The sequence below is a fragment of the Citrobacter sp. JUb117 genome (genome assembly GCF_024809055.1).
Taxonomy (GTDB): Bacteria; Pseudomonadota; Gammaproteobacteria; order Enterobacterales; family Enterobacteriaceae; genus Citrobacter; species Citrobacter gillenii.
Window position 1 is genome coordinate 127,810 of sequence record NZ_JANUFB010000005.1, and the last position, 25,900, is coordinate 153,709.

Annotated in this window: 22 protein-coding genes and 2 pseudogenes; 21 read left to right on the forward strand and 3 right to left on the reverse strand. The window is 49.7% G+C overall.

The annotated features are described in order from the left end of the window. The first annotated feature begins 143 nt into the window (after positions 1-143). From deoC to cybB, 7 genes are all read left to right on the forward strand, one after another. Positions 144-845, forward strand: coding sequence for a deoxyribose-phosphate aldolase (deoC, locus tag M2374_RS13015; protein WP_115258376.1), 702 nt, complete (start codon positions 144-146; stop codon positions 843-845). Positions 846-916: 71 nt separating this feature from the next. Continuing rightward, positions 917-1,828, forward strand: a complete 912-nt coding sequence (locus M2374_RS13020) for a ribokinase (RefSeq protein WP_161959025.1) — start codon at positions 917-919, stop codon at positions 1,826-1,828. 29 nt (positions 1,829-1,857) lie between these two features. Beyond that, the gene (gene rbsD, locus M2374_RS13025; protein ID WP_115258378.1) at positions 1,858-2,358 is read left to right on the forward strand and encodes a D-ribose pyranase; all 501 of its coding nucleotides are present in this window, start codon (positions 1,858-1,860) and stop codon (positions 2,356-2,358) included. A gap of 121 nt (positions 2,359-2,479) precedes the next feature. Then, complete coding sequence (locus tag M2374_RS13030) at positions 2,480-3,862, forward strand: sugar porter family MFS transporter (protein WP_161959024.1); 1,383 nt, start codon at positions 2,480-2,482, stop codon at positions 3,860-3,862. 57 nt (positions 3,863-3,919) lie between these two features. Continuing rightward, positions 3,920-5,050, forward strand: a complete 1,131-nt coding sequence (locus tag M2374_RS13035; protein WP_181689065.1) for a Gfo/Idh/MocA family protein — start codon at positions 3,920-3,922, stop codon at positions 5,048-5,050. Further along, positions 5,047-5,946: a sugar phosphate isomerase/epimerase gene (locus M2374_RS13040; RefSeq protein WP_115258382.1), complete on the forward strand. Its 900-nt coding sequence runs from the start codon at positions 5,047-5,049 to the stop codon at positions 5,944-5,946. The genes M2374_RS13035 and M2374_RS13040 overlap by 4 nt, the downstream gene beginning before the upstream one ends. Positions 5,947-6,107: 161 nt before the next feature. Continuing rightward, the gene (cybB, locus tag M2374_RS13045; protein WP_115258383.1) at positions 6,108-6,638 is read left to right on the forward strand and encodes a cytochrome b561; all 531 of its coding nucleotides are present in this window, start codon (positions 6,108-6,110) and stop codon (positions 6,636-6,638) included. 49 nt (positions 6,639-6,687) lie between these two features. Here cybB and M2374_RS13050 read toward each other — a convergent pair whose 3' ends face one another. After that, entirely contained in the window at positions 6,688-7,596 is a 909-nt protein-coding gene (locus M2374_RS13050) for a DMT family transporter (RefSeq protein ID WP_135911989.1), read from the reverse strand. A 311-nt stretch (positions 7,597-7,907) separates the two neighbouring features. Between M2374_RS13050 and M2374_RS13055 the strand changes: the two genes are divergently transcribed. The 11 genes and pseudogenes from M2374_RS13055 (at position 7,908) to M2374_RS13105 (ending at position 19,684) form a co-directional block, all read left to right on the forward strand. Next, a complete protein-coding gene (locus tag M2374_RS13055; RefSeq protein WP_181491361.1) occupies positions 7,908-9,524 on the forward strand; it encodes a mechanosensitive ion channel family protein in 1,617 nt (538 codons plus the stop codon). After that, entirely contained in the window at positions 9,521-10,636 is a 1,116-nt protein-coding gene (locus tag M2374_RS13060; protein WP_164496614.1) for a BamA/TamA family outer membrane protein, read from the forward strand. Before M2374_RS13055 ends, M2374_RS13060 begins: the two co-directional genes overlap by 4 nt. Before the next feature lie 31 nt (positions 10,637-10,667). Further along, entirely contained in the window at positions 10,668-11,606 is a 939-nt protein-coding gene (locus M2374_RS13065) for a hypothetical protein (protein WP_181689066.1), read from the forward strand. Further along, complete coding sequence (locus tag M2374_RS13070; protein WP_117342849.1) at positions 11,606-12,736, forward strand: BamA/TamA family outer membrane protein; 1,131 nt, start codon at positions 11,606-11,608, stop codon at positions 12,734-12,736. The genes M2374_RS13065 and M2374_RS13070 overlap by 1 nt, the downstream gene beginning before the upstream one ends. Further along, positions 12,737-13,843, forward strand: coding sequence for a DUF4056 domain-containing protein (locus M2374_RS13075; protein WP_137399060.1), 1,107 nt, complete (start codon positions 12,737-12,739; stop codon positions 13,841-13,843). It begins immediately after the preceding gene. Positions 13,844-14,051: 208 nt separating this feature from the next. Beyond that, positions 14,052-14,471, forward strand: coding sequence for a translesion error-prone DNA polymerase V autoproteolytic subunit (locus tag M2374_RS13080; RefSeq protein ID WP_117342847.1), 420 nt, complete (start codon positions 14,052-14,054; stop codon positions 14,469-14,471). A gap of 2 nt (positions 14,472-14,473) precedes the next feature. Further along, positions 14,474-14,575 (forward strand): annotated as a pseudogene (locus tag M2374_RS13085) (hypothetical protein); the annotation flags it as partial. 86 nt (positions 14,576-14,661) lie between these two features. Further along, a complete protein-coding gene (locus M2374_RS13090; RefSeq protein ID WP_181689067.1) occupies positions 14,662-15,819 on the forward strand; it encodes a site-specific integrase in 1,158 nt (385 codons plus the stop codon). Positions 15,820-15,829: 10 nt separating this feature from the next. Then, positions 15,830-17,440, forward strand: coding sequence for a hypothetical protein (locus M2374_RS13095; RefSeq protein ID WP_181689068.1), 1,611 nt, complete (start codon positions 15,830-15,832; stop codon positions 17,438-17,440). Then, the gene (locus M2374_RS13100) at positions 17,437-19,281 is read left to right on the forward strand and encodes a tyrosine-type recombinase/integrase (RefSeq protein WP_220133092.1); all 1,845 of its coding nucleotides are present in this window, start codon (positions 17,437-17,439) and stop codon (positions 19,279-19,281) included. Before M2374_RS13095 ends, M2374_RS13100 begins: the two co-directional genes overlap by 4 nt. Next, positions 19,271-19,684, forward strand: coding sequence for a TetR family transcriptional regulator (locus M2374_RS13105; protein ID WP_181689069.1), 414 nt, complete (start codon positions 19,271-19,273; stop codon positions 19,682-19,684). Before M2374_RS13100 ends, M2374_RS13105 begins: the two co-directional genes overlap by 11 nt. Positions 19,685-19,748: 64 nt before the next feature. On the opposite strand, the gene M2374_RS13110 is transcribed toward M2374_RS13105, so the two are convergent. Continuing rightward, a complete protein-coding gene (locus M2374_RS13110; RefSeq protein ID WP_181689070.1) occupies positions 19,749-21,017 on the reverse strand; it encodes a Y-family DNA polymerase in 1,269 nt (422 codons plus the stop codon). A 2-nt stretch (positions 21,018-21,019) separates the two neighbouring features. Next, the gene (locus M2374_RS13115) at positions 21,020-21,439 is read right to left on the reverse strand and encodes a translesion error-prone DNA polymerase V autoproteolytic subunit (RefSeq protein WP_181689071.1); all 420 of its coding nucleotides are present in this window, start codon (positions 21,437-21,439) and stop codon (positions 21,020-21,022) included. A gap of 567 nt (positions 21,440-22,006) precedes the next feature. Between M2374_RS13115 and M2374_RS13120 the strand changes: the two are divergent. The 3 genes and pseudogenes from M2374_RS13120 to M2374_RS13130 form a co-directional block, all read left to right on the forward strand. After that, positions 22,007-22,234: pseudogene (locus tag M2374_RS13120) on the forward strand (transcriptional regulator); the annotation flags it as partial. Between the two features lie 17 nt (positions 22,235-22,251). Next, entirely contained in the window at positions 22,252-24,480 is a 2,229-nt protein-coding gene (locus M2374_RS13125; protein ID WP_181689072.1) for a P-loop NTPase fold protein, read from the forward strand. Positions 24,481-24,492: 12 nt separating this feature from the next. After that, positions 24,493-25,866 carry a hypothetical protein gene (locus M2374_RS13130; RefSeq protein WP_181689073.1) on the forward strand — a complete coding sequence of 458 codons (1,374 nt, stop codon included), beginning with the start codon at positions 24,493-24,495 and terminating at the stop codon, positions 25,864-25,866. Positions 25,867-25,900: the final 34 nt, after the last annotated feature.

Here is a 25,900-nt window from a genome sequence, read left to right on the forward strand (position 1 = left end):
CTCACTCACATTTCCATTGACATGAAAATTTCATCCATGTTTCAGGGAATCCTGCCCATCACGCTTATCGTCAGCCCCGGCTAAAGTAACGTCATCTTCACTGTGTTCTTACAATTTTTTTACTTACCACACAGGAGCTGTCCATGATTGATTTTAACGACCCGCGTCAGATCGCAAAGGCGATTCAGTACACCAACGTCAACCCGGATTTGACGCGTGAAGGGGTGATTCAACATCTGGAAACCTGCATGCAGTACCAGTTTGATGCCGCCATGATTGCACCTTGCTGGGTGGCTCTTGCAAAAGAGATACTGAAAGGAAGCGGCGTGCGCGTGGCGACGACCGTTAATTTCCCGATGGCTAACGATACGACGGCAATGAAAGTGGCGGTGGTGCGCGAACTGGCGAAGCAGGGCGCGGATGAGTTCGACTTCCCGCCGAACCCTGGCTATTTGCTGGGCGGCCAGGACGATCTCTATTTTGATGAGTTGAAGACCGTGACCCATGTGGCCCATGACCTCGGTATGAAAGTGAAAGCCATGCTGGAGTTTGGATTTATTACCGAAGAGGCATTGAAAATCAAAGCAACACGCTATGCTTTCGAAGCTGGTATTGACTGGGTGAAGCAGTCCAGCGGTTGGGGTAAGGGGGGGTGTGAAGCGACGGTAGAAGATGTCCAGCTTCTCAAAGCCCATATTCAGTTACCGTGTCGGGTAAAAGTATCCGGTAAGGTCAATACCCTGGAAAAAATGAAAACGATGTTCGAAGCCGGGGCGGAACTGGTCGGCACCAGTTCCGGACCTGAACTGGTAAAAGGTCTGACAGGGGATATTAACGCTTATTAACGTATGGCCGTCGCAGCCTGGCTGCGATGGCGCATTGTTATGCCATTGTCAGGTGAAAAGGAGAATGACTGATGAGTATTTTTATCCTTGGTAGCTATGCCAAAGCGCTGGTCATGACGGCTGAACGTATTCCGCTGGCGGGCGAGACATTAATCGGCACCGACTTCCGCCAGACCTGGGGTGGAAAGGGGTCGGATATGGCCGTACAGGCGGCCCGACTCGGAGCCCACGTGGCCTATGCAGGTGTGGTCGGCGACGATACGTTTGGCCATGAATTCGTCGCGTTAATGCGTGAAGAAGGCGTCAATATTGAGGCGCTGACCTTAACGCCCGAGCTGCCCACCGGCGCTGGATTGATCATTAAAGATAATCAGGCCCGTAACGTGATCGTCGTGGATATGGGGGCCAATAAGCTTTTCACTCCGGCGCGTGTGGACGAAGCGCAAGTGCAAATGGCGCAGAGTAAAGTTGTGCTGGCACAACTGGAAATCCCGCTAGAAACCGCACTCTATGGCCTGACACTCGCCAAACAGCTTGGAAAGATTACCATTTTGAATCCGGCGCCCGCCTGTGACCTGCGCGGCGTGAATCTTCGCCATATCGATTACCTGACGCCGAATGAAACCGAAGCGCGCGTTGCGCTAGGACTGGCTCCGGACGATGGGCGCAGTAACCGTGAAATTGCCGATCTGTTGTTGGAAACCGGCTGCAGCCATGTGGTGATGACGCTGGGGGATGCCGGTAGCGCGGTGTTTACCCGTACCGACACCCTGAAAATCCCGTCCTGCAAGGTCGACGTGGTGGACAGTAACGGCGCGGGTGACAGCTTTAACGCCGGGTTGGCAGTCGCCTTAAGCGAAGGTCAACTTATTGATAAAGCCGCATATTTCGCCAATGCCACCGCCGCACTGTGCTGCTGTGACTGGGAAACGGTCCCTTCCTACAAAACACGCAAAGACGTTGAAGATTTTCTCGGTTGTTAATTATAAAAATTCCATTCGGAGAGATAACAATGAGACCTGAACGTATCCTACATCCTCAACTGGCAGCAGCGCTGTCTACCCTGGGCCACACCGATATTATTCTGGTGACCGATGCTGGTTTCCCGATCCCGGCGAACGCTAACCGTATCGATCTTGGTTTTTGGCCAGGTATCCCGGACGTGACGGATATTCTCCGCGTCCTGCGCCAGGAGGTTTTTGTCGAAGATATTCAGTTCGCTCGCGAAGTGCGCGACTGTAATCCGGATCTGTACCGTCAGGTACAGGATATTTATACCGGTTCCGGCGCGGACTTTAGCGAAGCCAGCCATGAAAGACTGTGCAGCGAGATTGCCCACCAAGCCAAAGTGATTATCCGTTCGGGATCGTTTAACCCGTGGGCCAATTTCGCGCTGGTGGCCAGTACCGACCCCTTCGCCTGGTTTTCCGAGGGTTCGAACGTGCAGCCGCTACCCGCCTACGTAACACGCCGTCAGCGGATTAAAGAAAATTACGTACCACAACTTAAATAATGTGGCGGCTGTTGCGTTTCGCAACAGCCTGGTCATTAGCGGATTATTGCAGGCACACGACAAGGCGATATGGGCAATGTTCTCTCCTCATTAAGCCCGTATGCTGGTAAGGATTGTGACGATGAAATATCCATTTTATTTGTACTTTAGCTGCTGCACGGCTATTTTTGGCGGGATCATGTTTGGCTTTGATATCGCGATTATTGCCGGTGCTATTCCTTTTATTCAGACTTACTTTAACTGGAATGAACTCCAGCTTGGCTGGGGCGTCAGTTCATTATTAGTTGGCTGTATTATCGGTTCGTTCAGCTCGGGGTATATCACTAATAAATTTGGCCGCAAACGTGTTTTAATTATTTCTGCCATTATCTTTGGTCTTTCCTGTGTGGGCACCGGCATCGCCACGAATGAAACCACATTTATCCTGAACCGCTTGCTGGGTGGGATTAGCGTGGGAGCGATTTCGGTTTTGTCGCCGATGTATGTCGCGGAAATGGCCCCTGCCTCCATGCGTGGGCGGATGACTGCGATATATCAACTGTGCATCATGCTGGGTATTTTACTTTCCTATCTGACCAACTATTTTCTTAAGGATCTGGAAAATAACTGGCGGTTGATGTTTATTTCCGGCGTTGTCCCGGCGGTCGTATTCTTTGTCGGGCTGCTGTTTATCCCAGAGAGCCCACGCTGGCTTACCCTGAAAGGCCAAAAGCAAAAAGCGCTAAATATATTGCAACGTTTTTATTCTGCTGATGAAGCGCAAAGAATGACCGCTGATGTGGAGAAAAACCTCGCGGCCCATCATGCTACTCAGTCCAGCACGCTGTTTCATAAAGACGCGCGCAGCAGCATTATGCTAGGCCTGATTCTGGCTGTGCTGGTGCAGTTGATCGGCTGTAATGCCGCCCTCGATTATGCGCCGAAAATTATGATGGCTGCCGGGTTCTCAATAAGCTCCGCGCTCTATTTCAATATCTTTATGGGCATTATTAACCTGACAGCCACCGTGGTTGGCGTGGTGTTAATTGATCGAGTAGGGCGCCGCCCGCTTTATCTCTATGGCTCGTTGATTATGGGTGTGTCGCTGTTTTTCCTCGGCTTCTCGTTCCATCATGCCTTGCCAGCGGGGGTGACGCTGTTCTTTTTGTTCTCGTATATCGCCTGTTTTTCTGCCTGTATCGGCCCGGTTTTCTGGACGTTGGTTTCGGAGATGTTTCCTAACGCGATCCGCAGCAAAGCGGTGGCGCTGGTCTCCTTTACCCAGTGGATCTTTAATTTCCTGGTGGTCTGGCTGTTTCCTTTTACGCTCGCCACCTTTGGCGGTAACAACACATTCTATTTCTTTGCCGTGATGTGTCTGATCCAACTGATTATCACCAAACGGATGTTGCCGGAAACCAAAGGCAAATCGCTGGAAGAAATTGAACAATTCTGGTTGCAAAAACAGCGGAGTGCTGCACCACAGCGAGAGCGTTCGGTGGTGAAAGGCCGTGCGCTGCACTAAACAACAGCGGCGAGGTGATCCTCGCCGCCAACGCATATCATCATCAACGGGGGCATCATGGATTCGTTAGAACGCTTATTAGAACAGGCGACTCGTCCGGCGTTACCGCAGAGAAAAGATTATAGAATCGGTATTATCGGGGCTGGCTTTATCGTTGAGCACTGCCATCTGGTGGCGTATCAGAAAGCCGGTTTTACGACCTACGGTATCACTTCGCTGGATACCACCCATAGCCAGCGCCTGTCCGACATGTTTACCATCCCGAAAGTGTATGCATCCTGGAAGGAGATGGTGTGTGATCCGCAGATTGAGATTATTGATATCGCTGTACCGCCGCATATTCAGTTAGAGATCGTACGCTTTATCTGCGCTAAAGATTCCCCGGCGAAAAACGTGAAAGCCATTCTTTGTCAGAAACCGCTGGCGATGTCGCTGGAGGCCGGGCGTGAAATCGTGCGGCTGAGTCAACAGAGTGGTATTCCCATCGCAGTGAACTCCAATATGCGCTATGACCCATCAATGCGGGCGCTGAAGTACATTCTCGGTAATCAACTCATCGGCACGCCGGTGATTGCCAGTATTGATATGCGCGCTATACCCGACTGGCAGCACTTCCTGCAGCAATACAAAAAGCTCGAGCTGTATGCGATGGCGATTCACCATATCGATGCCTTCCGCTTTTTATTTGGTCATCCGATAAAAGTGACCGCTGTGTGCCGCACTGATCCGCGAACCACCTTTGAACACACCGATGGTATTACGCAATACACCTTCCAGTATGCCAATGGCCTGATCGCGACCAGCCTGGATGATGTCTGGGCCTGGCCGGGGGAACCCTGTGCCAAAAACAACTACATCAACTGGCGTGTGGAAGGTACCGATGGGCTGGCAGAAGGCGATTTCGGCTGGCACCGCCGACCGCCGGAGTATTGCGGCAGCACGTTGAAACTTGCATCGCGCGACTACCCGGATCGCTGGGTGATGCCGCAATGGGAACGTCAGTGGTTCCCGGATGCGTTTATCGGCACTATGGCGAACCTAATGTGCGCTCTGGAGCACGGCGTCGAACCGGACATCAGCGCAGAAGATAATGTAGGCACGCTGGCCTGTATTGAAGCCTGTTACCTCTCAATACAGGAAGAACGAACGGTTTATCTCAATGAAATCCTTCAGGAGAATACAAAATGATTAACGTCGGCATCTTTACCGGTTATTACCCTTACACGCTGGAAGAGACCATTGCGAAGATTAAGCAGGCGGGCATGGGCTGCGTACAGCTCGACCTCGAATTCACTGATATTGATCTCAGCCGTGGACACATTACCAAACAGAAAGCGCACCAGGTGCGTGACGCGTTTCGTCAGGCGAATCTGCCCATTGTTGCCATTTCAGCTTATACCAATCTCGTGCATCCTGATCCGGTAAAACGCGCGGAGAACATCGCAGCGGTAAAAGAGATCCTTGCGCACGCAAGGGATTTTGGTACGCCGTATGTGATCAGCGAAACAGGGACTTATAACGTCGACAGCGACTGGCTATACGATCCCCAAAACAGCACCGAAGAGGCGTATCAGGAATTCAAAAGTATCGCCCGAGAGCTGGCGACCTTTGCCTGGGAGCATGGGGCGGTTTTCCTGGTGGAAAACTACGTCAACAACATCATCGGTTCGGTAAGCCAGGTTGCGCGGTTGATGCGTGATGTTGAACATCCAGGGCTTGGGCTGGCGTTGGATCCCACCAACTATTTCGACGACAAAAACATTGATGCTATTGATGAAACACTACACAGCATCTTCAACGTGCTCGACGGTAAAATTAAAATTGCCCACGCCAAGGACTGCAAAAAAACTGATGTGGTTATTGAGAAATTCGGTGACGGTGCCGCGGAGCATAATAGCTTCCGTGGGGCCGGTTCGGTGGAACTGCCAGCTGCCGGCCTCGGGTCACTCAACTATCTGCTGTATGTGGAACTACTCGCTAAAAACCATCCGAATATTCCGCTGATTATTGAACATGTGGATGAGTCGGATATTCCGCGCGCCAAAAATTTTGTTGATGATGTACTGATGGTGACCGGGACGTAATGCTTCATCTGCAACCGGTATTCCGCTGTACTGGCGGGGTACCGGCAATCGTTATTTTTTGCGGTTACACGTAATCAACGGAAAAGGATCTAACAAAGTTAATGAATTTTTAACAAAAGCTGGTTATGTTGACGCATTATTGTTTTTACTCAGGAAGTGTTATGGGGAATAAGTATTCTGGCCTGCAAATTGGCATCCACTGGCTGGTTTTTTTATTGGTGATTGTGACCTACTGTGCCATGGAACTCCGCGGATTTTTCCCGCGCAGCTATCGCCCCGGGTTCAACATGGTACACGTGTCCTGCGGCATCACGATTTTAGCGCTGATGGTAACGCGCCTGCTGGTCAGACTTAAATATCCGACGCCGCCGATTGTGCCAAAACCGAAGCCGATGATGACCGGTATGGCGCATCTTGGGCATCTGGTTATTTATCTGTTGTTCATCGTCCTGCCGATAATTGGTCTGGTGATGATGTACAACCGAGGGAATCCGTGGATCGCCTTTGGCATCGTTATGCCACATGCGACAGAAGCCAACTTTGATATTGTGGATATGCTGAAGTCCTGGCATGTGACGCTGGCAAAACTGGGCTATTTTGTCATTGGTCTTCATGCCGCTGCCGCCCTGATGCATCACTATTTTTGGCGGGATAATACCCTGCTACGCATGATGCCGCGCAAGCGTTCGTAATGTCGATAATCAACGCCCCGCATTATGCGGGGCGTGTGTTTTGGGCCACTTATTTTTTGATGCTCTGCACCTGAGGGGACCGTTTTTTCAGACTGACGATCGCCAGCGCCACAACAATCAATACAATCCCGCTCCCTTCAACTACGCCGGGCTCTTCACCCAGCAGCCACCAGGAAAACAGGACCCCGCAAACGGGTACCGCCAATGTGCTTAAACTGGCAATACTGGCTGGTAAATTACGCAGGACAAACAGCCATAAACTCCATGCCAGCGCCGTTGCCAGTATGGCGCTATAGCCTAACGCCCAGAAGACCACCGGCTGCCAGTCAGGGCTGCGCTGAGGGACCAGGAAGGCCACCAGGCTCATCACCAGTGCGGCATACAGCATCTGCCATGAGGTTAGCGCGAGCAGATCGATATTCGGATGACGGGCATACATGCGCTTGGCGACAATGGCGCTCGCCCCCCAACTGATCCCCGACAGGATCGCCAGCAACGCACTTTTCATTGAGGTGAAGTCCATCTGCCACGGCTGTAAAACCAGCAGCAGTCCGGATGCCGCTACCGCAATCGCGGCATACTGTATACGCCGCATGCGTTCGCCCAAAAACATGGCCGCCATAATCACCACCCAGAATGGCATGGTATAGCTCAGGATCGCGACCTTACCAGCCCCGCCGCTGACCAGCGCCCATTGCGACAGCCCAACCATGCCGCAGGTCTGCAACAAAGCAATTGCCAGCGTATAGCGGAAAGGCGTCGGGCGCATCCCTCGGCCTCGAAGCATCAGGACAATAAATAAGACCAGTGCGCCGAAAGTGCAGCGTAGGGCAGTGAAGTCGAACGAGCCGATGTACAGCGTGACCTGTTTCATGGCGATCCAGCTGTAGCTCCAGATGAGCGTCAAGGCGACCAGGCCGCCAATCGCCAGTGGGTTACTTTTCCCTGCAGTGCTCATGGTGTATCCGTTTTAATGATTTTATGGCGCCACTATACCCGGTTTATGACCGCGATACCGTTTATCGAAAAATCATTGTTTTTTATTACCTCCTTTCTAATCAATAGACTACTAATCATGCATGCACTTTTTTATAAACAATATTGATATGTTTAAAATTGTAAAAATATTGTTTTTTTTAACTGCGTCTTTCATCAATTTGTTTCCTATACTTTTTTTGCCGCTAATGAAAGGAGTTCCACCATGCTCAAGACCGTTCCATTTAAGCGGACAGTGTTGGTCAGTATGTTTACACATGCGGGATGGTGAGTATGAACAAGGTACTGCTCATTTTTTTGATGGGTTTTATTAGCGCTCTGGCTTTTCCCTCATTCGCGGCGGAGCCCCGACAGCAGCCATCGGAACAGGAACGTGCGCGGACGGTGTATATCTTTCACCAGCCGATTGTGATGCTGCAGGCAAAATTTGGCTTAACCACGCCAGAAGAGCGGGTGTTGCGCATCCGTAATACGCTGCGTAATTTTACGCAGGCGGACCTGCGTGAACCGCTGAAAATTGTGCCGATAACCCGCTACAACCAGCCGGGAAGGCTGATCGTCATGAACGGCAAACCGCTGCTGCTGCTGGCGCAAGCCGATCTGGATGAAGGCGACGATCTGACCCTCGATCAGGCCGCTCAGCGGGTGCTGGTGCGCATGGAGACCCAGCGGACGGCGTTGCGCGATCAATTTGACGGCGGTTGGCTGGCGCTGTCTGCGGTGAAAACAGCCGCGGGATTGCTGGGGCTGATTCTTTTTTTCTATGGCGCGTACCGTTCATGGCGATGGGTTCGCCGTTATTACCGGCGTCGAATCATTGCCAACAGAAGCTGGCTCCCCCAGCGCTGGCGGCGTTTTACTGGTGCAATCGAGGCACGTTTGTATGCCTTATTGATGATTCTGCTGGGCATAGTCGCGTTGTATGTCTGGCTCAGTTGGGTATTTAGCCTGTTTCCCTGGACGCGTGTCTGGGGGACATCTTTGGGTGATTGGTCGATACGGGTGCTGCGTGAAATCGCGCTGTCGATTGCGTCGGCATTACCGGGGCTGATGATTGTCCTGATTATTGTTCTTATCACCGCGTTTATTCTTAAGCTGCTTAAAGTTGTACTTAATCAGGTAGAAGCAGGGCGCTTACAGCTTCCCGGTATTCACCCTGAAACCGTGGGGGCGACGCGTAAGCTGATTTCCGTGGTGGTGTGGTTGTTCGCCCTTTCAGCAGCCTATCCCTTCCTTCCAGGCGCCAATTCACTGGCGTTCAAAGGGATTAGCGTGTTCTTTGGTCTGATGCTGACACTCGGGTCGGCAGGGGTAATGAATCATGCCATGAGCGGGCTGGTGCTGATCTACTCCCGCGCCCTGCGTAAAGGTGACGTTATTCGCGTTGCGGATAACGAAGGACTGGTGAGCGAGATAGGCATGCTCGCTACCAAAATCATTACCCGTGAAAATTACGTCGTCACGGTGCCGAACGCGGTGGTGGTCAGCGGCAAAATTACCAATCTCAGCGCACAAAACTCGGGGGGCGGTATCAATCTGACCGTCGGTGTCACCATCGGTTATGACACCCCCTGGCGGCAGGTGCATGCCATGCTGGAACTGGCTGCCAAGCGGGCAAAAGGAATCGATCTATCCCAGCCGCCGCTTGTGCGCCAGTTGGCGTTAATGGACTGGTATGTCTCTTATGAATTGCAGGTCAGGTTATTACCGGGGCAGTCATTGGCTGAGGCGCGCAACGCGTTGTACAGCCATATTCAGGATGTGTTCAACGAATTTAGCGTACAGATCATGTCGCCGAATTTTGTGTTGCAACCCGATGATGCGGTGAGGGTGCCGAAAGAAAACTGGTATGCCGCGCCTGCCATACCGCCGGAAGGAACCGCGCCATGAAAAAAACCTCCCTTTTGCTGCTGATTTTCTGCGGACAAGCGCACGCCGTTGGCCTGATCGATCCTGAAGATGGGATGCTGGATATGAGCCGCTATTTGCAAGAAAACCGGTACGGCTTTTTACCCATCCCCGTGGTGATTACAGAACCTGCCGTGGGCTATGGCGGCGGCGTGTTTGGTTTATTTCTTCATGGAAAAGGCCAGCAGGTTGACGGGCAATTCATTCCCCCGGCCATGACCGCGCTGGGCGGCGGCGCGACGGATAACGGTACCTGGTTTGTGGGGGGTGGCCACCGGCATACCTGGACGGATGATCATATTCGTTACTTTATTGCGGCAGGTTACGCAAATATCGATCTGGATATCTATTCGGGTGACCTCGCGGGTTTCGGCAACAATCGCGCGATTGAAACTGAGACCAAAGGTTATGGCGGGATACAAAAGTTATTGTTCCGTGTCGGTGATTCTCCGGTGTTTTTAGGGGCCTCACAGTTTTGGGCGAAAATGGATATTTCTGCGCGAAACAACCCGGTTATCGACCGCGTCTGGAAACACGTCCTCGGTGACAGTAGCACGTCATCGGGCTTAGGGATTGTCGCAGAATACGACACCACCGATAACTTTTTCTGGCCGGGACACGGTGTGTCGCTCAGCGGTGAATATCAGTTTTACGGTCACTACCTTGGGGGCGATTACCGCTACGATTTACTGACGCTTGATGGCAAATTTTTCTTGCCGCTAAGTCGGGACTGGACGCTTTCTCTGGCAACTAATTATCAAATGCTGTCCCGACATGACCAACATCTCCCACCGATGACGCGTCCTTATATCGCGCTGCGTGGGATCTCCCGTTATCGCTATCAAGGCAATGATGTCAGCACCGTGCAAACACAGCTTGCCTGGCAAATGACGTCGCGCTGGATTGTTCAGGGATTCGTAGGCGCGGGGAGTGCTACCGACAATGCAGGCGATCTTTACTCCAGCACCGAAGTTGGTTGGGGCGCGGGATTCCGCTATTTAATCGCCCGGGAATACGGTCTGCATACCGGCATTGATGTTGCCCTTAGTGATAACGAAGAGGCGGTTTACTTCAATGTGGGCGCTGGCCTGTAACCAATGAAGCGAGACATAAATGAGGATAATAATGAGATGGACTAATACGATGGTGCCGCTTCTGCTGGTTTCTGGTGTGGCGTGTGCCGCGGATACGGAAGAGCGCACCTTTCCCATCTGGGGAGAAGAGGCCAAAGCCCGGGGATACTCGATTCCGTTGCCGTTTGGCGCCAATCTCAGCTATATGAATATGCGCCAGAACATTGATGTCGACAGCATTGGTTTTTCAGGGCTGGCGTTGGGTAACCATGCGATCCCGACCGATATGTTTAATATTGATGCCGGGCATACCCGTGAGCAAAGTAAATCAGAAAACCTGCGTATCGATATGTGGGTGTTTCCGTTTCTCAATATCTACGGGTTAGTGGGACATACGCGCGGTTCATCGGTATCGAACGTTTCCGTCGATGCCGATCCGACACGCTATTCCGGTATTGACAGGGTGATTGCCTCGTCGGTGCATCAGCTTTATCAGAGTGGTGAATTGCAGGATATCGATTTTACTCTCGACTTCAAAGGCACGACCTGGGGAACCGGAATCACGCTGGCGGGCGGATATGAAAATTGGTTTGCGCTAGTGGACACCAACTACACCCGTACTGATTTCGACATTCTGGATGGCAAAATTTCAGCGCTAACGGTGTCACCTCGGGTGGGATACCGTTTTCGTTTCCAGGGGCCCATCGGAGAGTCTCACCTTAGCGTCTGGCTGGGGAGTATGTACCAGAATGTTCAGCAGGAGTTCCGGGGCAGCCTTTCCGACTTGCATATGCCCGCCGCACTGCAACCGCTCATTGACACCGTGAACCAGAATAATGAAGGGCGGTTTGATGTTAAACAGAAGCTAACATCACCCTGGAATATGCTGATTGGTACCCAGTTTGAAATGACGCCGCAATTTAATGTCCTCACAGAATTCGGTTTCAATGAGCGTAACAGTTTCTTCGTGGCGGGAGAGTACCGTTTCTGATGAGACCCCATCGCATCATGCTGACATTGTCACTGACGCTGACCGCCTGGCCTTCGGCGGCAGTAGCGCTGGATCAAAAATCAGTAGATAAACTGCTTTCCGGCCTGGGGGCCGATAACCACTATGATCCGCAGAAGGGCGTTAACTGGAGCGTGTTGCCGGGCCCGTTTTATACCCCTGAACTCAGGCTGGGTCTGGGGATGGCCGTGGCGGGAATTTATCGGGTCGATCCCAATGATAAAACCACCCAGAACTCGTCGCTGTCTTTTACCGGCTATGTCAGTAGCAGCGGTGCACTAGGGATTGGGTTAAGCAGTTACACCTTTTTTACTGACGATCGTTGGCGACTGTTTGTTGACGGTTCGGTGAACAGAGTGCCGACTGGTTTCTGGGGCATTGGCTACGATGCGGCGCAGGGCAATGAGCAAGAGTACACCAATAACGCCATCCGCGTGCATCCGATTATTATGCGGGAGGTCGTTAAAAATCTTTATCTTGGCGCCGGTTGGGACTTTTCAACGTTGCACGCGACTATTGATGATCCCCGCGCGGATGACACCTTTACACGCTATGACGCGCAGTCCTCCTCACTTGCATCGGGTGCCAGCATCAGCCTGAATTACGATTCTCGCGATGCGATCACTCGCCCGCAACGAGGACAGTTCTTTAAAGTGGAATACACCTGGTTCGATCCATCGGTAGGGTCTGACACCCATTTCAACGCAACCGAGTGGCAATATGATTACTACCACTTACTGAATGAAAAAACGGTACTGGCCTTTGATCTCTGGGGCCGTTTTACGCGAGGGGATGTTCCCTGGGATCGGTTGTCGATGGCTGGCGACGATCGGCGGATGCGTGGCTATTATCAGGGCCGCTACCGGGACAACGATGTTGTCAGTGGGCAGGTAGAGTACCGACGAAAGCTGAACTGGCGACACGGATATGTATTGTGGCTGGGTGCCGGGACGCTGGGAAAAAACATCAGCGCGCTGGACGATCATCCGTTGTTACCCACGGCAGGCGTGGGATATCGGTTTGAAGTGAAGCCCGCGATGAACGTGCGTCTGGATCTGGGGTTTGGTAAAGAAAGTGCCGGTTTTTATTTTCAGGTTGCGGAGGCTTTCTGAATGCGTAAAGGGTTAATGTTTTTGTGGTTGGTGGCGGGTTTGGCCTGTGCAGAAGGGGACCTGTTTCCGATAAAGCACGCGCGCCAGGTTTACCCGGTCGTCAGTCAGCTTTCGCCGCCGGAGTCGTTACGTCCTTGCTGTGCGTTTGGCTATGATCTTCACGTCCGTGCGGTTGGGGTCCCGATTCCGGTTTACCAGATTGGCAACGTCCTGACCCTGGATACGCTGGGTAGCCATCATTATAACGATAGTGCGCTGGGTGCCGTGAAGAATATTGTCGGGCTCAGCGCAGAAAAAAGCGGTCTTATTTATACCCATCGCGGTGGGTTTATTGATATCGCCCATGTTCGCGATACGGCGGATAATACGTTCTATATTTTCTCGCGTATTCTTCCCAAACTGGGTCAGCGCTGGCGTTATTTCTACAGTGAAGAGTTGGGCGTTCGCCGAGTGCAGCTCCTGGCATTTACGCCGCCGTCTTCACTGTCCCAGCGCTATACCCTGGCGGCCTGGCTGGCAGGCCATCTGGCGTTTCAGTTGGCACAGTGGCACGAAATTGCACAATGGTACGGTTTTCAGTCTGTTCCCGGATTTTCCGAAGAGATATCTGCATTTTCACCGGAAGATTTATATTCAAATCTTTTGGGGGCACGGCTTGCCATCAACGTGATTTTGCAAGGAAAAGCAGAAACTATCGATGCTTATAACGCCGCGATGGACGGTGAACTGCGCCATGCGCTATTGCAGCTCGGGGTGGTCACCGGAACTGAAACCGAAAGAAAGTTTCGTGAGTTGGACGGTGACTGGTGGAATAGCAAACGCAGGGTGCCTGATAAATTTCTGGTGCTGAAGCGTAACTATAATCTCGACCACAATCGCTTACCGACCCCGGTCTCTTACGAAAAAACGGCACCTTATATGCTCACAATGCCCGCCGTGGTGTTGGGGTATCAGTTGTCTCGACTGGGGGAATTGCAAATATATCCGGGGACGTCGATGGAATCACTTCCTTTACCAAAAGTATTTTATGGTCCGGCTCAATTCCAGCCGTTGGCAAACCAGGCAGAAGAGGCGGATAAAACACAACGTGAACGGTTTCAGAAATAGTTAAATTCAGCGCAGCGGTGGTGTGGGTTGGCTGAAAAAACGTCAACATTTGGGCCTCCCGAAATAATTTACAAAACCGATATTTTTAACCGCAACCCATACTTACACGTGAGGTGGTTAAGCAATAAACAGCGCCCGTCTTCCCATCACTTGATTGCATGCCTCACTACAACTACTGTATATAAAAACAGTATGTGAGGGATGCGTCATGATGTTGTACAGACCTTCAGAGCCGCGCGAGGCGATCGCGCTACCCCTTTTCAGTGATGTTGTCGCGTGCGGGTTCCCCAGCCCGGCACAGGACTACGTGGAGCAGCGTATTGATCTGAATGCCTTGTTGATCAAGCACCCCAGCGCGACCTACTTTGTGAAAGCGGCAGGCGATTCGATGGTTGATGCCGGGATCAATGAGGGCGATCTGTTGATTGTTGACAGCGCCAGAACCGCCGCTCACGGGGATATTGTGATTGCCGCGGTGGACGGTGAGTTTACAGTAAAATGTCTCCAGCTCAGACCTACCGTGCAGCTTAATCCGATGAACCGCGCCTGGTCACCGATTCGGATCAGCAGTGAAGATACGCTCGATATCTTTGGTGTTGTGACTTTTATCGTCAAATCGACGGGGTGAGTATGTTTGCGCTCTGTGATGTAAATGCATTCTATGCCAGCTGTGAGACCGTGTTTCGCCCGGATTTGAAAGGCCGCCCGGTGGTGGTGCTATCGAATAACGATCTGAGTGGTTAAAAACGTTAGTTAATCTATGCTGTTCATATCCTGTAGCCGCAATTTCATTCATCCATGATGATTTGAGGTGTGATATGAGGCTTGTATTTGCAACAAAGGACTTAACTGTATCAGGCCGCTCCTTCGAGGGCTTCCCATTGTTGATTGCCGCAGATGGGTGGCCAGTTGAGCCAGCACAATCCTACCTCTGGCATACTCTTATTGAATCAGGAGAATCTCTCAGTACTCTGACCTGGGAGGCATATGGCCGTCGTTTATATGACTATTTTGCTTTTCTGGAAAAAAATCATTTATCCTGGAATGATGAAAGTCCTGCACATGGCCTTAGCGTTCTTTCGAAGTACAGAGATTGGTCAGTTGGCGACCTGGCTCTCGATCCACGTACAGTGAATAATCGCCTATCGTTGCTCATCAGGTTTTACCGCTGGGCTAAACAGCGTGACCTAATAACTGTTTTACCCTTTGGTGAGAAGTTGATCAGAACGTTTTCACATACGGGTTTACTCAGCCATGTCGCATTGCCAGGAGCTAAGAGCACCAAGGCTTCCGTGATAATTCGCGAACACAGGCGTTCCACTAAATTTTTGACAAAAACCCAAGTAAAAGAGTGCCTTGCACTCGAAACTGATCCCTGTCACCAGATACTGTTTCATCTCATGGTACGTACGGGAGTTCGTTCCTGCGAAGCCAGATCTTTTCCCCTAAAATATGTTTTCAATCCCAGACTTGCAAAAGGGCTACGTCAAGGGCAAATGATCAGCGTTGCCCTGGATCCTCGGGATATGCATATCAAGTACGATCGTCCACGGATTATCGATATCCCTTGGTCATTGATGGAAATGATGTGGTCATACACCCTTCACCAAAGAGAAATACGCAAGTCTTATAGCGATCAGAATTACAGCGCTCTTCTTCTGACTAATAATGGCAGACCTTATTCTAAGGATGCCGTTGTCGATGTGATGAAATCCTATGAGAAAAAATGTGGGTTTTATATTCGGGCACATATGTTGCGTCATACTTATGGCACTTATACCTTGTTGGCTCTGCGGAGGGGTGAAGATTTTAAAGGAGAGCCATTATTATATGTTCGGGACAGATTGGGACATTCTGATGTGCAAACAACGATGATTTATCTTCATCTGATAAACCAGCTAGAGGCACAGTCCGTCCTTGCATACGAGGATGAGATTGATACGATGTTTATGGCTGATTCCATCAATCACATCTGAGGCAAAGCCATTGGCCCGGCAGAAAAATTACACATCCACGCTACCATCGACTACGAAAGAATCCGATGCTATCGACGACAACATTAAAATCAATCTTCCGCGTAACCCCAGAAATCACCGGGAGTTAGATCATTCGCAGTACTTAGGGATAGGTTTTGACACATGGGCTATTCAAAGCATGATTGTCATCAGAGTATTATTACGCGGCGGCAATCTCTCTGTTTCTACATTGATTGGATATTCAGTTAACGGGCTAAGATCATTTCTTAATTTTCTCCAAAATGGAATTATAACATCACCACCTGCGACACCAAACCAGTTGACCCGCGGTGATTTAGAACGGTTCACATCCTGGTTGAAGATGAAGTATCCCAATGGTTCAACAGCCAAAAATTATTATACAAGTTTAAAATCCCTGGTTATCTTGCTTGCTGACTATGGATTCATTGAGGGGGATATAAAAGAGCGCCTGCCCTTCAATCCTTTCCCCAATAATGCTCTGCGGACAAAAGATGCAGAACCATTTTCCATGATGGAAATGCAGAGGCTGATAAGTGCGTTAAAATCAGATCTTGTCGCCATTTATGAAGATGATTTCCATGGAAACAACGCTGAGAAAATGTCAGTCATGCTGCTGATAACAGCAGCCAGATCGGGGGTGAATACAACACCACTACTGGAAATGACCAGAGACGCCTTGAAGCCCCATCCGTTTTTACCAAATCTGAAACTAATTAATACTATAAAAAGAAGAGGGAAAGGTGCTCAGGTTAAAACCATCCGCCAAACTAAACTGCTTGATGAATATAGCGCGATTCCTCTTGACGGCGTTGCCGTTTTGAATAAAGCACTTGAAATTAGCGAACCACTAACATTACTCGCCTCCGAAGATATTAATTCATATATATGGTTGTACCGCTCAGGGCAACGAGGTGCAAATAATAAAATTGTAATGCTCACACCAGGTGCCTTGACTGCTTGTACAAAAAGCATATGTGAACGACACGAACTTAAAAGCGATAATGGTAAACGTCTACATGTATCGCTCAGTCGGCTGCGTAAAACCATGGAAAAAAGATTATGGCAACTCAGCGGTGGTGATATTATTGAAGTCTCATCGATCATGGGACATAGCCCTGAAGTTGCAGATAATCATTATCTAAACATGAATGATGAAATTAAAGTTGAGGGAGCTAAATTTGTTGGGGAAGCATTCACTGACACGTTGCGCGGTATCAATATTACTCCAACTCCGCCAGGGGGCTGCAAGGATACTTTGTATGGTAATCGGGCCCCGAAAGATGGTCTGAATCACTGCTCTGAGTTTATCCACTGTTTGGGATGTCCTAGCTATGCGATTGTGGGGTCGCTGGATGATTTATATCGTTTATTCAGCTATCAGCAGTTTCTGCATGCCGAAGTTGAATACTTTCTTACTGAGGAGTGGGAGGAATGGCGGAAACATCAGGATAGTTATATTAGATTAATCAATGAATTCACATCCAAAAAATTTAATATTAATTTAATAAATCAAGCCAGAGCCAAAGCTGAATCATCCCCTCATCCATTTTGGGCAAAGAAAATCGAGTTCATGAAAAAGAAATCAGGAGGTATACTTTGAATATCACAAACAGCAATTCTCTTTTGAAAGCTTATGATATCCTGAGCATACAACCTGTTACCTTAAATGGGGTTAACTCTGCTGAGCGAGATGACATTGTGATTAGTGCTATTGTAAGCAAGTACAATGAAACATTGATTCTAAGTCGATTTGGTGAGGACCGATGGGATATGCGTCCTTACTTCGAACAGGCTAATGCCTCTGCCGGAGAAAAGTACATAACATGGAAGGCAACAATGCCTAAAGCCCTCACAGATGACTGCAAGGCAGTCGTATATGCATGGTTTAAACGAGGATTGCCGGGGCTAAACCCTCCCATTGCCAGAGGAATTACTACGTTGGTTGCTGCAAGCGTCACCCCATTCATTCGTTGGCTCAATAACCATCGAGTGTCAAAATTCTGTGATGTTCATCCAATTCATATCAGCAACTATATTCACCATTGCAAACATGATTTGAAATTAAAGCCTCTGCCACTTTATGGACGATTACGAATTATTGATTTTCTCTGGATATTTTCCACTGACATGATGTTTCCATTTCACTTCTATCCATGGGGAACGTCTACTCTGTGGCGAGTTTGCGGAATAGGAAAACACAAGGGTGTTGATTCAGTGGGTAAAAATGTTGGCCTGACAGGGATTATACCGCAAGAAGATCAGGTCAAAATATTCAACCATTGTGAATCCATTATTTCAGATGCCAAAGCAGAATTAACCGGCAATGGTATAGGTTATCATCCCTATGATAACCAAATGATAATTCGTGTTCGGGACGCAACTCTTTATATTATATCAATTACTAGTGGCATGCGCAATGATGAAGCTATTGGCATCGAAGTGGGTAAGTGGCGAAGAGAATATAAAGAAAATGTGTTGTTTTGTTGGGTATCGACTATTGAACACAAAACCGGGAAAGGCCCGGTTGAGTATCTTGTCCCTGAATTAACGCTGCAAGTGCTGGAAATTTTTTCTCGGTATTCCACATCTCTCAGAAAGGAGCTTGAACAAGAGGTCAATAAACTTGAAAAAATTATTACCCCAGATAGTCCTTCCCAGCATTACCTGAGACTGGAGAAAGCAAGAAAAGATTTGAACAGACTATTTTTAGGACGCCATGCAAAAAATGGAAAAACTGGAGAGAAGCATGTTGAGGCTATTAGTGGTGCCGCGTGTAATCGCGCATTTGATCGTCTTGCAAAATCTGCTGGCAGTAACTGGCCACTGAGAACACACCAATGTAGGCGTACCTATGCAAGATGTTTTGTAGAATCACGCATGGGACGTACTTCACTTATCTGGCTAAAATGGCAGTTCAAGCACAGTAGTATGAGCATGACCCAGCTTTATGCCTCTAATCCACAACAAGATCTTACTCTTTTCGATGAGATTCTGCAGCAGATGACAGAGTTTAAAATCGATTTGATTGAGTCATGGCTTGGCGATCGGCCGCTAGCCGGTGGTGCTGGCAAACAAATCGTTGAGTTACGGGCTATTCCAATCAAAGACAGAACGGCTCTACTAACCTATACCGCTCCGCACGCGAATATTCGAGCCACTGGCCACGGCTGGTGCATTGCGACAGAGCGTGGCTGTGGTGGGGCTGGATTATACGAAGCAACGCGCTGCCCAGGATGCCAAAACTCGGTGATTGATGAGTCTTTCGCTGACACATGGCAAGGTATTTACAGCCAACAGCAGGAACTACTCAAAATTGAGGATGCAGGACCGGCAGTAAAGCAGCGAGCAGAACGCGACTTGCAGGTCGCACTGGCTGTCATCACGGGCTTAGGTCTTTCTCCTATCAAAGACAATAACGACGAGGATGAGAATGGCGATTAAGTTCACGAAGCGACAGCCTCTTGTTCGTTGCCGGTCAAAGACACTAGATGCCCTTAATAAGGCTATTGATAACCTTATCGAAGGCAACGAAAAGATGTCCATCGCCTCAGTTGCCCGAGTAGCAGGAGTGACACCCGGCCTCATCCATAACACCTACCCTGCGGTAGCGGAGAGAATTCGCACCATCATGGGTAAATCGGCACGCACTCAGCGGAACTCGAAACATCAGGCGCTACTCATTGAAAAGGAAAAGAATAGGGTACTTCGTGCGGAAAATGCCCAACTTTTAGAGGAGCTAGCCCGAATAGCTTCTATAAATCAACGTCTGCAATTCGAAATAGCCGAATTGAATGCAGTATGTACCGGGAAGGTCTTATCTATTCCCCCCAAACCACAAAACTAGCCTTCTGGATTAGATAACTATTGGATAATGTAAAAAAATCAGGGTTCAGAGATTAACCAGCCATTCATCTGACAGCCAGCAAATCGGAATAACGCGTCGTATATCGCGGTGAGAGCATTTCGCGCTTCATTTGCCACTGCTGCTGTATACCCTGCCCGGCAAAATACAACGTCCTCCGACCTTCTTTAGCATTGAGGTGATCCAGCACCTCCATCAACCGATCACTATTATGACGCGGAGCATTGTCGTCAAACAGGTTGATCTGTGCCACTCCCTGGCTGAAAAAATCACCCAGCAGCACACCTGCTTTCTGATATCGGTGACCATCTTTCCAGATGGCATCAAGGCAACGTGTGGCTGCGCCGATAATATCCCGACTATCCTGTGTCGGGGTCAGGAGCTTTATCGAGGAACAGTTGCCGTAATACGGTTCGTTAAGTGCGAAAGGCGACGTTTTGACGAACGACGACACGAAACGACAATACTGATGCTCACCCCTCAACTTCTCGGCGGCTCTAGTGGCGTAACTGCAGATCGCCTGACGCATTTCTTCGTAATCAGTAATGCGCTCGCCAAAAGAGCGGGAGCAGACAATCTCCTGTTTCACCGGCGCAAACTCCTCTAACTCCAGACATGGTTCGCCATTGAGCTCACGAACAGTCCTCTCCAGCACCACATTGAAGTGCTTTCTGATAAAACGGATGTCTGTATCAGCCAACTGCAATACGGTTTTGATCCCCATAGCCTCCAGTTTCCTGGAAATGCGGCGCCCAATGCCCCATACTTCTTCAACAGGTAGCGCAGCCATCAGTTTCCTCTGACGCTCCAGATTCGACAGATCCACTACTCCCCCCGTCTGCCGATGCCACTGCTTGGCAGCGTGATTCGCCAGTTTAGCCAGCGTCTTTGTCTGGGCTATACCTACACCAACGGTAAGATGCGTGCGCTGCAAGACAGTAGCGCGGATTTCATGCCCAAACTCTGTCAGATCTCGACAGTTCCGCACTCCTGTCAGATCACAAAAGGCCTCGTCGATACTATAAATTTCGCAGCGAGGTGCCATTTCTTCCAGGGTCGTCATCACCCTGTCGGACATGTCCGCATAAAGCTCGTAGTTGCTGCTAAAGCAGACTACACCGTGACGCCTGAACAATTCTTTCTGCTTAAAATACGGTTCACCCATCTTAATGCCAATTTTTTTTGCCTCTGCCGAACGTGCAATCACACAGCCATCGTTGTTCGAGAGACACGCAATCGGTCGCCCCTTCAGGTCCGGGCGAAATACTGTTTCGCAGGATGCGTAGAATGAATTCACATCGCACAGTGCAAACATTCCTAGCTCGCACACTTAACTATGTAGGTAATTACCCCGAAGATTTCTAGGTTCTCTTCACAGCCAATCATTATTGGCCGATAGGAAGGGTTGTCTGGTTTGAGCATCACGATGGGGTGTAGCTGTAGCCGTTTAACAGTGAACTCCCCATCGATCGCAGCGATGACAATATCTCCGTGACTGGGTTTGCGAGAACTGTCTACCACCAATAGATCGCCTTCTCCGATCCCTGCATCACGCATGGAGTCACCAGAGGACTTAACAAAATACGTCGCGCTAGGATGCTGCACCATCAGTGTATTCAGGTCGATGCGTTGCTCGACATAATCCTGCGCAGGACTCGGAAATCCACAAGGAACCAAATCCGCGAAGAGAGGTAAAGCTACAATCTGACGCAAGTCAGTGGGCGTGAAAAACTGCATAATAATCACCAACGTAAATTTGAAAAGGTAAAACCGATATCACTAGCGGCTCATCAAACCCAGCACGGTTATCAGGTGGGTAACGTGCTGGTATCCGTCCTGCAGGAGCTACCGATCACAGAAAAGCCATTTAGTGCCTCAATGACTTCAACGTGCTGACTTATCTCGCATTTGTGTAGACCGATTGCTACATGGCAGATTTCCCACCAAGAATGACTGTGTTTATATACAGTATTATTCATTAACTGCCATGGTCAAGATCAAAAAGTAAGGATCCCGCCAACACCATGAGCATGCAAAGGATTTATATGTAGACGATAATGCGGGTCAGCATTCCTTGCCCGTTCACGACCAAAGACATGGGTTCGTGGACATGGAATGTAGGCTGAAGGATATGGATACAGATTCATTGACGGTGTAGGTAGTACGGTAGTCCAGCAGGCAAACGCACTCGGTGCAAAAGTCGACGTTACGGGGTGAATTGCAGCTTAGAGCACTCAAATATTTAGCATCTTATAAATTTGTTATGCTAGCAAAAAAATAGAACCAAAATTAAAAGGAATGATGATGCTCAGCCAACTAAATCTGCATTTTCATAAAAAACTGATCACCGCGCTCAAAACGCGCGCCAGCAGCGAAAATATTTCCGTCAATGCCCTAGCCGAACGCTTTCTCGATAACAGTCTGAAAACTGCCAAGACCAGCGACGGTTATTTTCAACTGATTGCCGATACGGATGCAACAGTACAGCAGCTGCATAGGCATATCATTCTAGGTCAGACTTGTGGCACCTCTCCCCGGAGATCTCTGAAATGAAGGAGAGGCATACAGTTAATGATGGTCCTGTTACCGGAACTGCGGAGGACCGGTATGGCTATGACTCTATCGCTTCCAATCTGGCCGGACGGATCCTGGCACTCACCAAGGGAAGCAGTCAGGTTTTCGGTATTGAAGGAAAATGGGGTAGCGGAAAGACCAGTCTGCTTAACCTGCTGATGGAACATCTGAATGCACAAGACCAGAAAAATACTCATGTATTACCTGTTTCTCCCTGGCTAAGTGCAGCCGGAAGCCCGTTAATTGAATCGTTGCTGCTACCTGTGGCGGCAATCCTGGATGAGCATGCATCCAGTCACTATTCACGCCCCAGAAAATTGTGGCAAAAACTGCGTAAGGCACCAGCTTCACCACTTGCACAGTCACTCCTTGGCTATGTACAGAAGGCATCAGGCCGGCTGGCTCCGCTGGCTGAGTTTGGCGGGAATTTTGTGCCCGGCATGGGGTTTGTAGCTGAGGGAATGAAAACCGTATCAAAGCTGGATCTTTCTGCGCACAAGGAAACCACTGAGCTGTTAAGGCGCCGTATTGAAGCCGGCATTGCTAGCTATGGCCTGAATTTCGTCGTCCTGATTGACGATCTGGACAGGCTGGAGCCAGCGCAGGCAGTGGAAGTTCTGCGGCTAGTTCGCTCAGTGGCCGATTTCTCCGGATTTCGATATATACTGTGTTATGACCCGGAGGTGCTGGCTCATGCCATTGAAAGGGAGCTTGGTGTTCCTGATGGTCGATTATATCTGCAGAAGATCATCCCCTTGTCGTTTACCCTGCCGCACCATGAAATATTTGACCTCCAGCGCGAGCTGTTACGTGGCGCGATAGCGCTCTATGAGCAGGTCAATCAGGATCTGCCTACAGAAGCTGAACAGACAGACTTACGAAAAGTCTCTTGGATCTATGGCCAGGAGTTGTCCACTCCGCGGGAAGTAGCACTGGTACTAAGTGCTCTGGAATTTCGCTATTCCAGCATCCGAGATTATGTGTACTTCCCAGACCTGTGCCTCCTGCAACTCATCCGGGTAACCAACCCTGGGCTGTATGACTGGGCAGAACAGTATCTGGCCCGATACTTCGTTACGGTCTCAGGTGAGCTCACCCACGCCGAGCCTGAACAAGAAAGGCTAAAACAGAAACTCAAGGCATGCCTTGAACATTATACCTCTCCGGAATCTGCGTCAGTGACAGAGCTGGGACGTTGGCTACCCGGCATTACGGAATTTGCCGATAATCTGGTTCTGTTTAATACAGGCACTTCGCTCAGAGAAGAACCGGCACCGATACACAAGCGGCTTAACAGCCCGACGAACTGGCGCTACTACTTTGCTTTTTCCGCACCGCAAAATGTGTTGCCCCCGGGTGTATTGGATAACCTGTTATTCAGATTCGGGATCCCGGCGGAACGGCTGTCGCTTGCAATTGAAATGTTGGAAAACATCCGCGAAATAAATCTCAGTCATGTCACCTGGTATGATCATATTTTAAGTCAGTTAACTCCCCGTAAAATCGCGCAGCTCACATTCAGTCAGTGCGAGGGACTGCTGAGATTCTTCTTTCAGTACGGCGATATAGCTGTACAACGGCAGCAATCATTAGGACGCAAGGATTACGGTCACGCTTCATCTCTTATGGAGGTGTGTCATCTACTTGGAAGGATACTCGGGTTACATCGCGCCAGAGGCCTGTGGCTACTGAGAACACTATTTCTTCAGGGAGAAGCCCGGAACTGGTTGGTGCGATTAATGCGCGATCTGTTGTGGGGGCATGGACTGCGAGGAACTCGTTCGTGGGAACAGGAAGATCAGTTTCTTTCTGATGACGAACTCAGCGCCCTGGCTGAAGCTCTGGCAATGAGAATGCGTACTGCGGAGATGCTGGATTCCGTATTCGCCCACCCGGATCTGGGCGAATACCTATACGCCTGGCGGGACATAGATTCTGCCTCCGAGATATCCCGCTGGATAGGGACTGTTCAGGAAACCAATGATGGGTTTATCCACTTACTTAATGGACTGAGAGGGTACGCCTGGAGTTCCGTTACGGGAGATTACCGATCGCTGAATAGCGAAAACGTAAGTAACCTTATGGGGCCAATAGACGCGGTAGTAGCACGGCTTCAGGAACTGACAACAGATCCTCGATTGTTTGCTGAGGCTGATGAATTACTGAAAACACTAAAACGCTCAAACCGGGATATCAGGATTTAAAAGGAACTTATTATGTATAACAACCTGCCTGCGCTTACAGAAAATATCCTGTGGGATGAAAAATTGATTGCTGCTGACTATGCACCACTTAGTGAAAAAACTCTTCAGTCTGCCCTGCAGGATTACCTGCAGTCTGTCAGTACGTATCGCAATGAAGACGAGTTTCTTAGACGTTCACCACTCAGTTTATGGATGACTCACTTTGATCAACTTGCACTTTACCGGCCGGGATTATTGTCTGCGGATCGCATTATTTTGCCTGATGCGCTTGAAGAGGCCGCACTTCGGTTGGGTAGCACAGACCTGGCGTTGGCGGTTGACCTGCTGGTGCAGAACCGTCAAAGCGACAGACTAGAGAATATTCGTCATGATATAGCACGGTTTGTACGTTTTATCAGGGAGCACTTTGCACTTATTCAGGCTGGCTTTATTATCTTCACGTCCAGTGAGTCAGTCCAGCAGGAACAGCAGCGTAAGATAGGCTTCACCGATGAAAATGCCGATCGGAGTTTTCTTGGCAGTATGATGCCGCCAGCCATCGCCGAATTTTATACGCGTAGTCTGAAAGTCCGAGGAGTGGAGCGAGTTAGTGAAGAAGGCCACATGCGTTTTGTTCCGGAAAGCAAGCTTCCGAACGAGATTATGCTGGAGCTTAAAGATTGCCTGAGCCCTTTTACCAACGGCCATATGTTCCAGAATATACGTCCGGTAAATAAGAACGAAGATGGTTCGCTTACGGTAGAAATTACCCGGGGTAAACTCCGTAACCGAAGCCATTACGAGCATTGGGTTCGTGGGGCAATAAATCGTAGCCTGTATTTCCATTACAGCGGCCTTCTGACCGATTTAAGTCAGGCAGGTCGGGCCAACGCCTCACTTGCGACCCGGTGCCCATTTCAGAGCAAAGTACTGGAAAAACTGGGTGCACCAGGAACTCTTTCACGCAGAATGCTCGAGATTGATCTCCCATTTTTGCCTGATCTGTCGTCTGAAGCGCTCTTCAGGATCCGTACGGATTATGAACCGAGTGCCACGGCATTCCGACGTGCTCTTCGCAACTGTGCGCTTGAAATGGAGCAAGCTGCGAATCCGAACGAAATTCGCCTTCTTCAACTGCGATTTCAGGAGCGTATTGCTGATGAAGGACTAGAGGATCTTCGAGAAAAATTGCGTGGATGGAAAAGGCGCAGCCTACAGGATGTTGCGTTACTGTCTGCCCCAGCCGTGCTGGGATATGTCGGTGCGCCAGCTGTCACATCGCTTGCCGCTGGCGCGGTCAGCTTATTGCAGGCAACCATCGGCGCCTATCGCAACTATCAGGACGTCATCAGACACCCTTCTTGGTTTCTATTACGAACGGAAAACACTCACCGAGCTAAGAACTGAAGCGCCACACTGAATTTGGCCACCTGATACGAGC

Bases quoted from the DNA above. Each gene is read 5' to 3' on its own strand.
- M2374_RS13105 (WP_181689069.1), top strand. From the start codon at position 19,271: ATGGCGATTAAGTTCACGAAGCGACAGCCTCTTGTTCGTTGCCGGTCA.
- M2374_RS13055 (WP_181491361.1), top strand. From the start codon at position 7,908: ATGAACAAGGTACTGCTCATTTTTTTGATGGGTTTTATTAGCGCTCTG.
- M2374_RS13060 (WP_164496614.1), top strand. From the start codon at position 9,521: ATGAAAAAAACCTCCCTTTTGCTGCTGATTTTCTGCGGACAAGCGCAC.
- M2374_RS13035 (WP_181689065.1), top strand. From the start codon at position 3,920: ATGGATTCGTTAGAACGCTTATTAGAACAGGCGACTCGTCCGGCGTTA.
- deoC (WP_115258376.1), top strand. From the start codon at position 144: ATGATTGATTTTAACGACCCGCGTCAGATCGCAAAGGCGATTCAGTAC.
- M2374_RS13065 (WP_181689066.1), top strand. From the start codon at position 10,668: ATGAGATGGACTAATACGATGGTGCCGCTTCTGCTGGTTTCTGGTGTG.
- M2374_RS13125 (WP_181689072.1), top strand. From the start codon at position 22,252: ATGAAGGAGAGGCATACAGTTAATGATGGTCCTGTTACCGGAACTGCG.
- M2374_RS13115 (WP_181689071.1), bottom strand. From the start codon at position 21,439: ATGCAGTTTTTCACGCCCACTGACTTGCGTCAGATTGTAGCTTTACCT.
- M2374_RS13020 (WP_161959025.1), top strand. From the start codon at position 917: ATGAGTATTTTTATCCTTGGTAGCTATGCCAAAGCGCTGGTCATGACG.
- M2374_RS13110 (WP_181689070.1), bottom strand. From the start codon at position 21,017: ATGTTTGCACTGTGCGATGTGAATTCATTCTACGCATCCTGCGAAACA.
- M2374_RS13090 (WP_181689067.1), top strand. From the start codon at position 14,662: ATGAGGCTTGTATTTGCAACAAAGGACTTAACTGTATCAGGCCGCTCC.
- M2374_RS13070 (WP_117342849.1), top strand. From the start codon at position 11,606: ATGAGACCCCATCGCATCATGCTGACATTGTCACTGACGCTGACCGCC.
- M2374_RS13030 (WP_161959024.1), top strand. From the start codon at position 2,480: ATGAAATATCCATTTTATTTGTACTTTAGCTGCTGCACGGCTATTTTT.
- cybB (WP_115258383.1), top strand. From the start codon at position 6,108: ATGGGGAATAAGTATTCTGGCCTGCAAATTGGCATCCACTGGCTGGTT.
- M2374_RS13130 (WP_181689073.1), top strand. From the start codon at position 24,493: ATGTATAACAACCTGCCTGCGCTTACAGAAAATATCCTGTGGGATGAA.
- M2374_RS13040 (WP_115258382.1), top strand. From the start codon at position 5,047: ATGATTAACGTCGGCATCTTTACCGGTTATTACCCTTACACGCTGGAA.
- rbsD (WP_115258378.1), top strand. From the start codon at position 1,858: ATGAGACCTGAACGTATCCTACATCCTCAACTGGCAGCAGCGCTGTCT.
- M2374_RS13050 (WP_135911989.1), bottom strand. From the start codon at position 7,596: ATGAGCACTGCAGGGAAAAGTAACCCACTGGCGATTGGCGGCCTGGTC.
- M2374_RS13080 (WP_117342847.1), top strand. From the start codon at position 14,052: ATGATGTTGTACAGACCTTCAGAGCCGCGCGAGGCGATCGCGCTACCC.
- M2374_RS13075 (WP_137399060.1), top strand. From the start codon at position 12,737: ATGCGTAAAGGGTTAATGTTTTTGTGGTTGGTGGCGGGTTTGGCCTGT.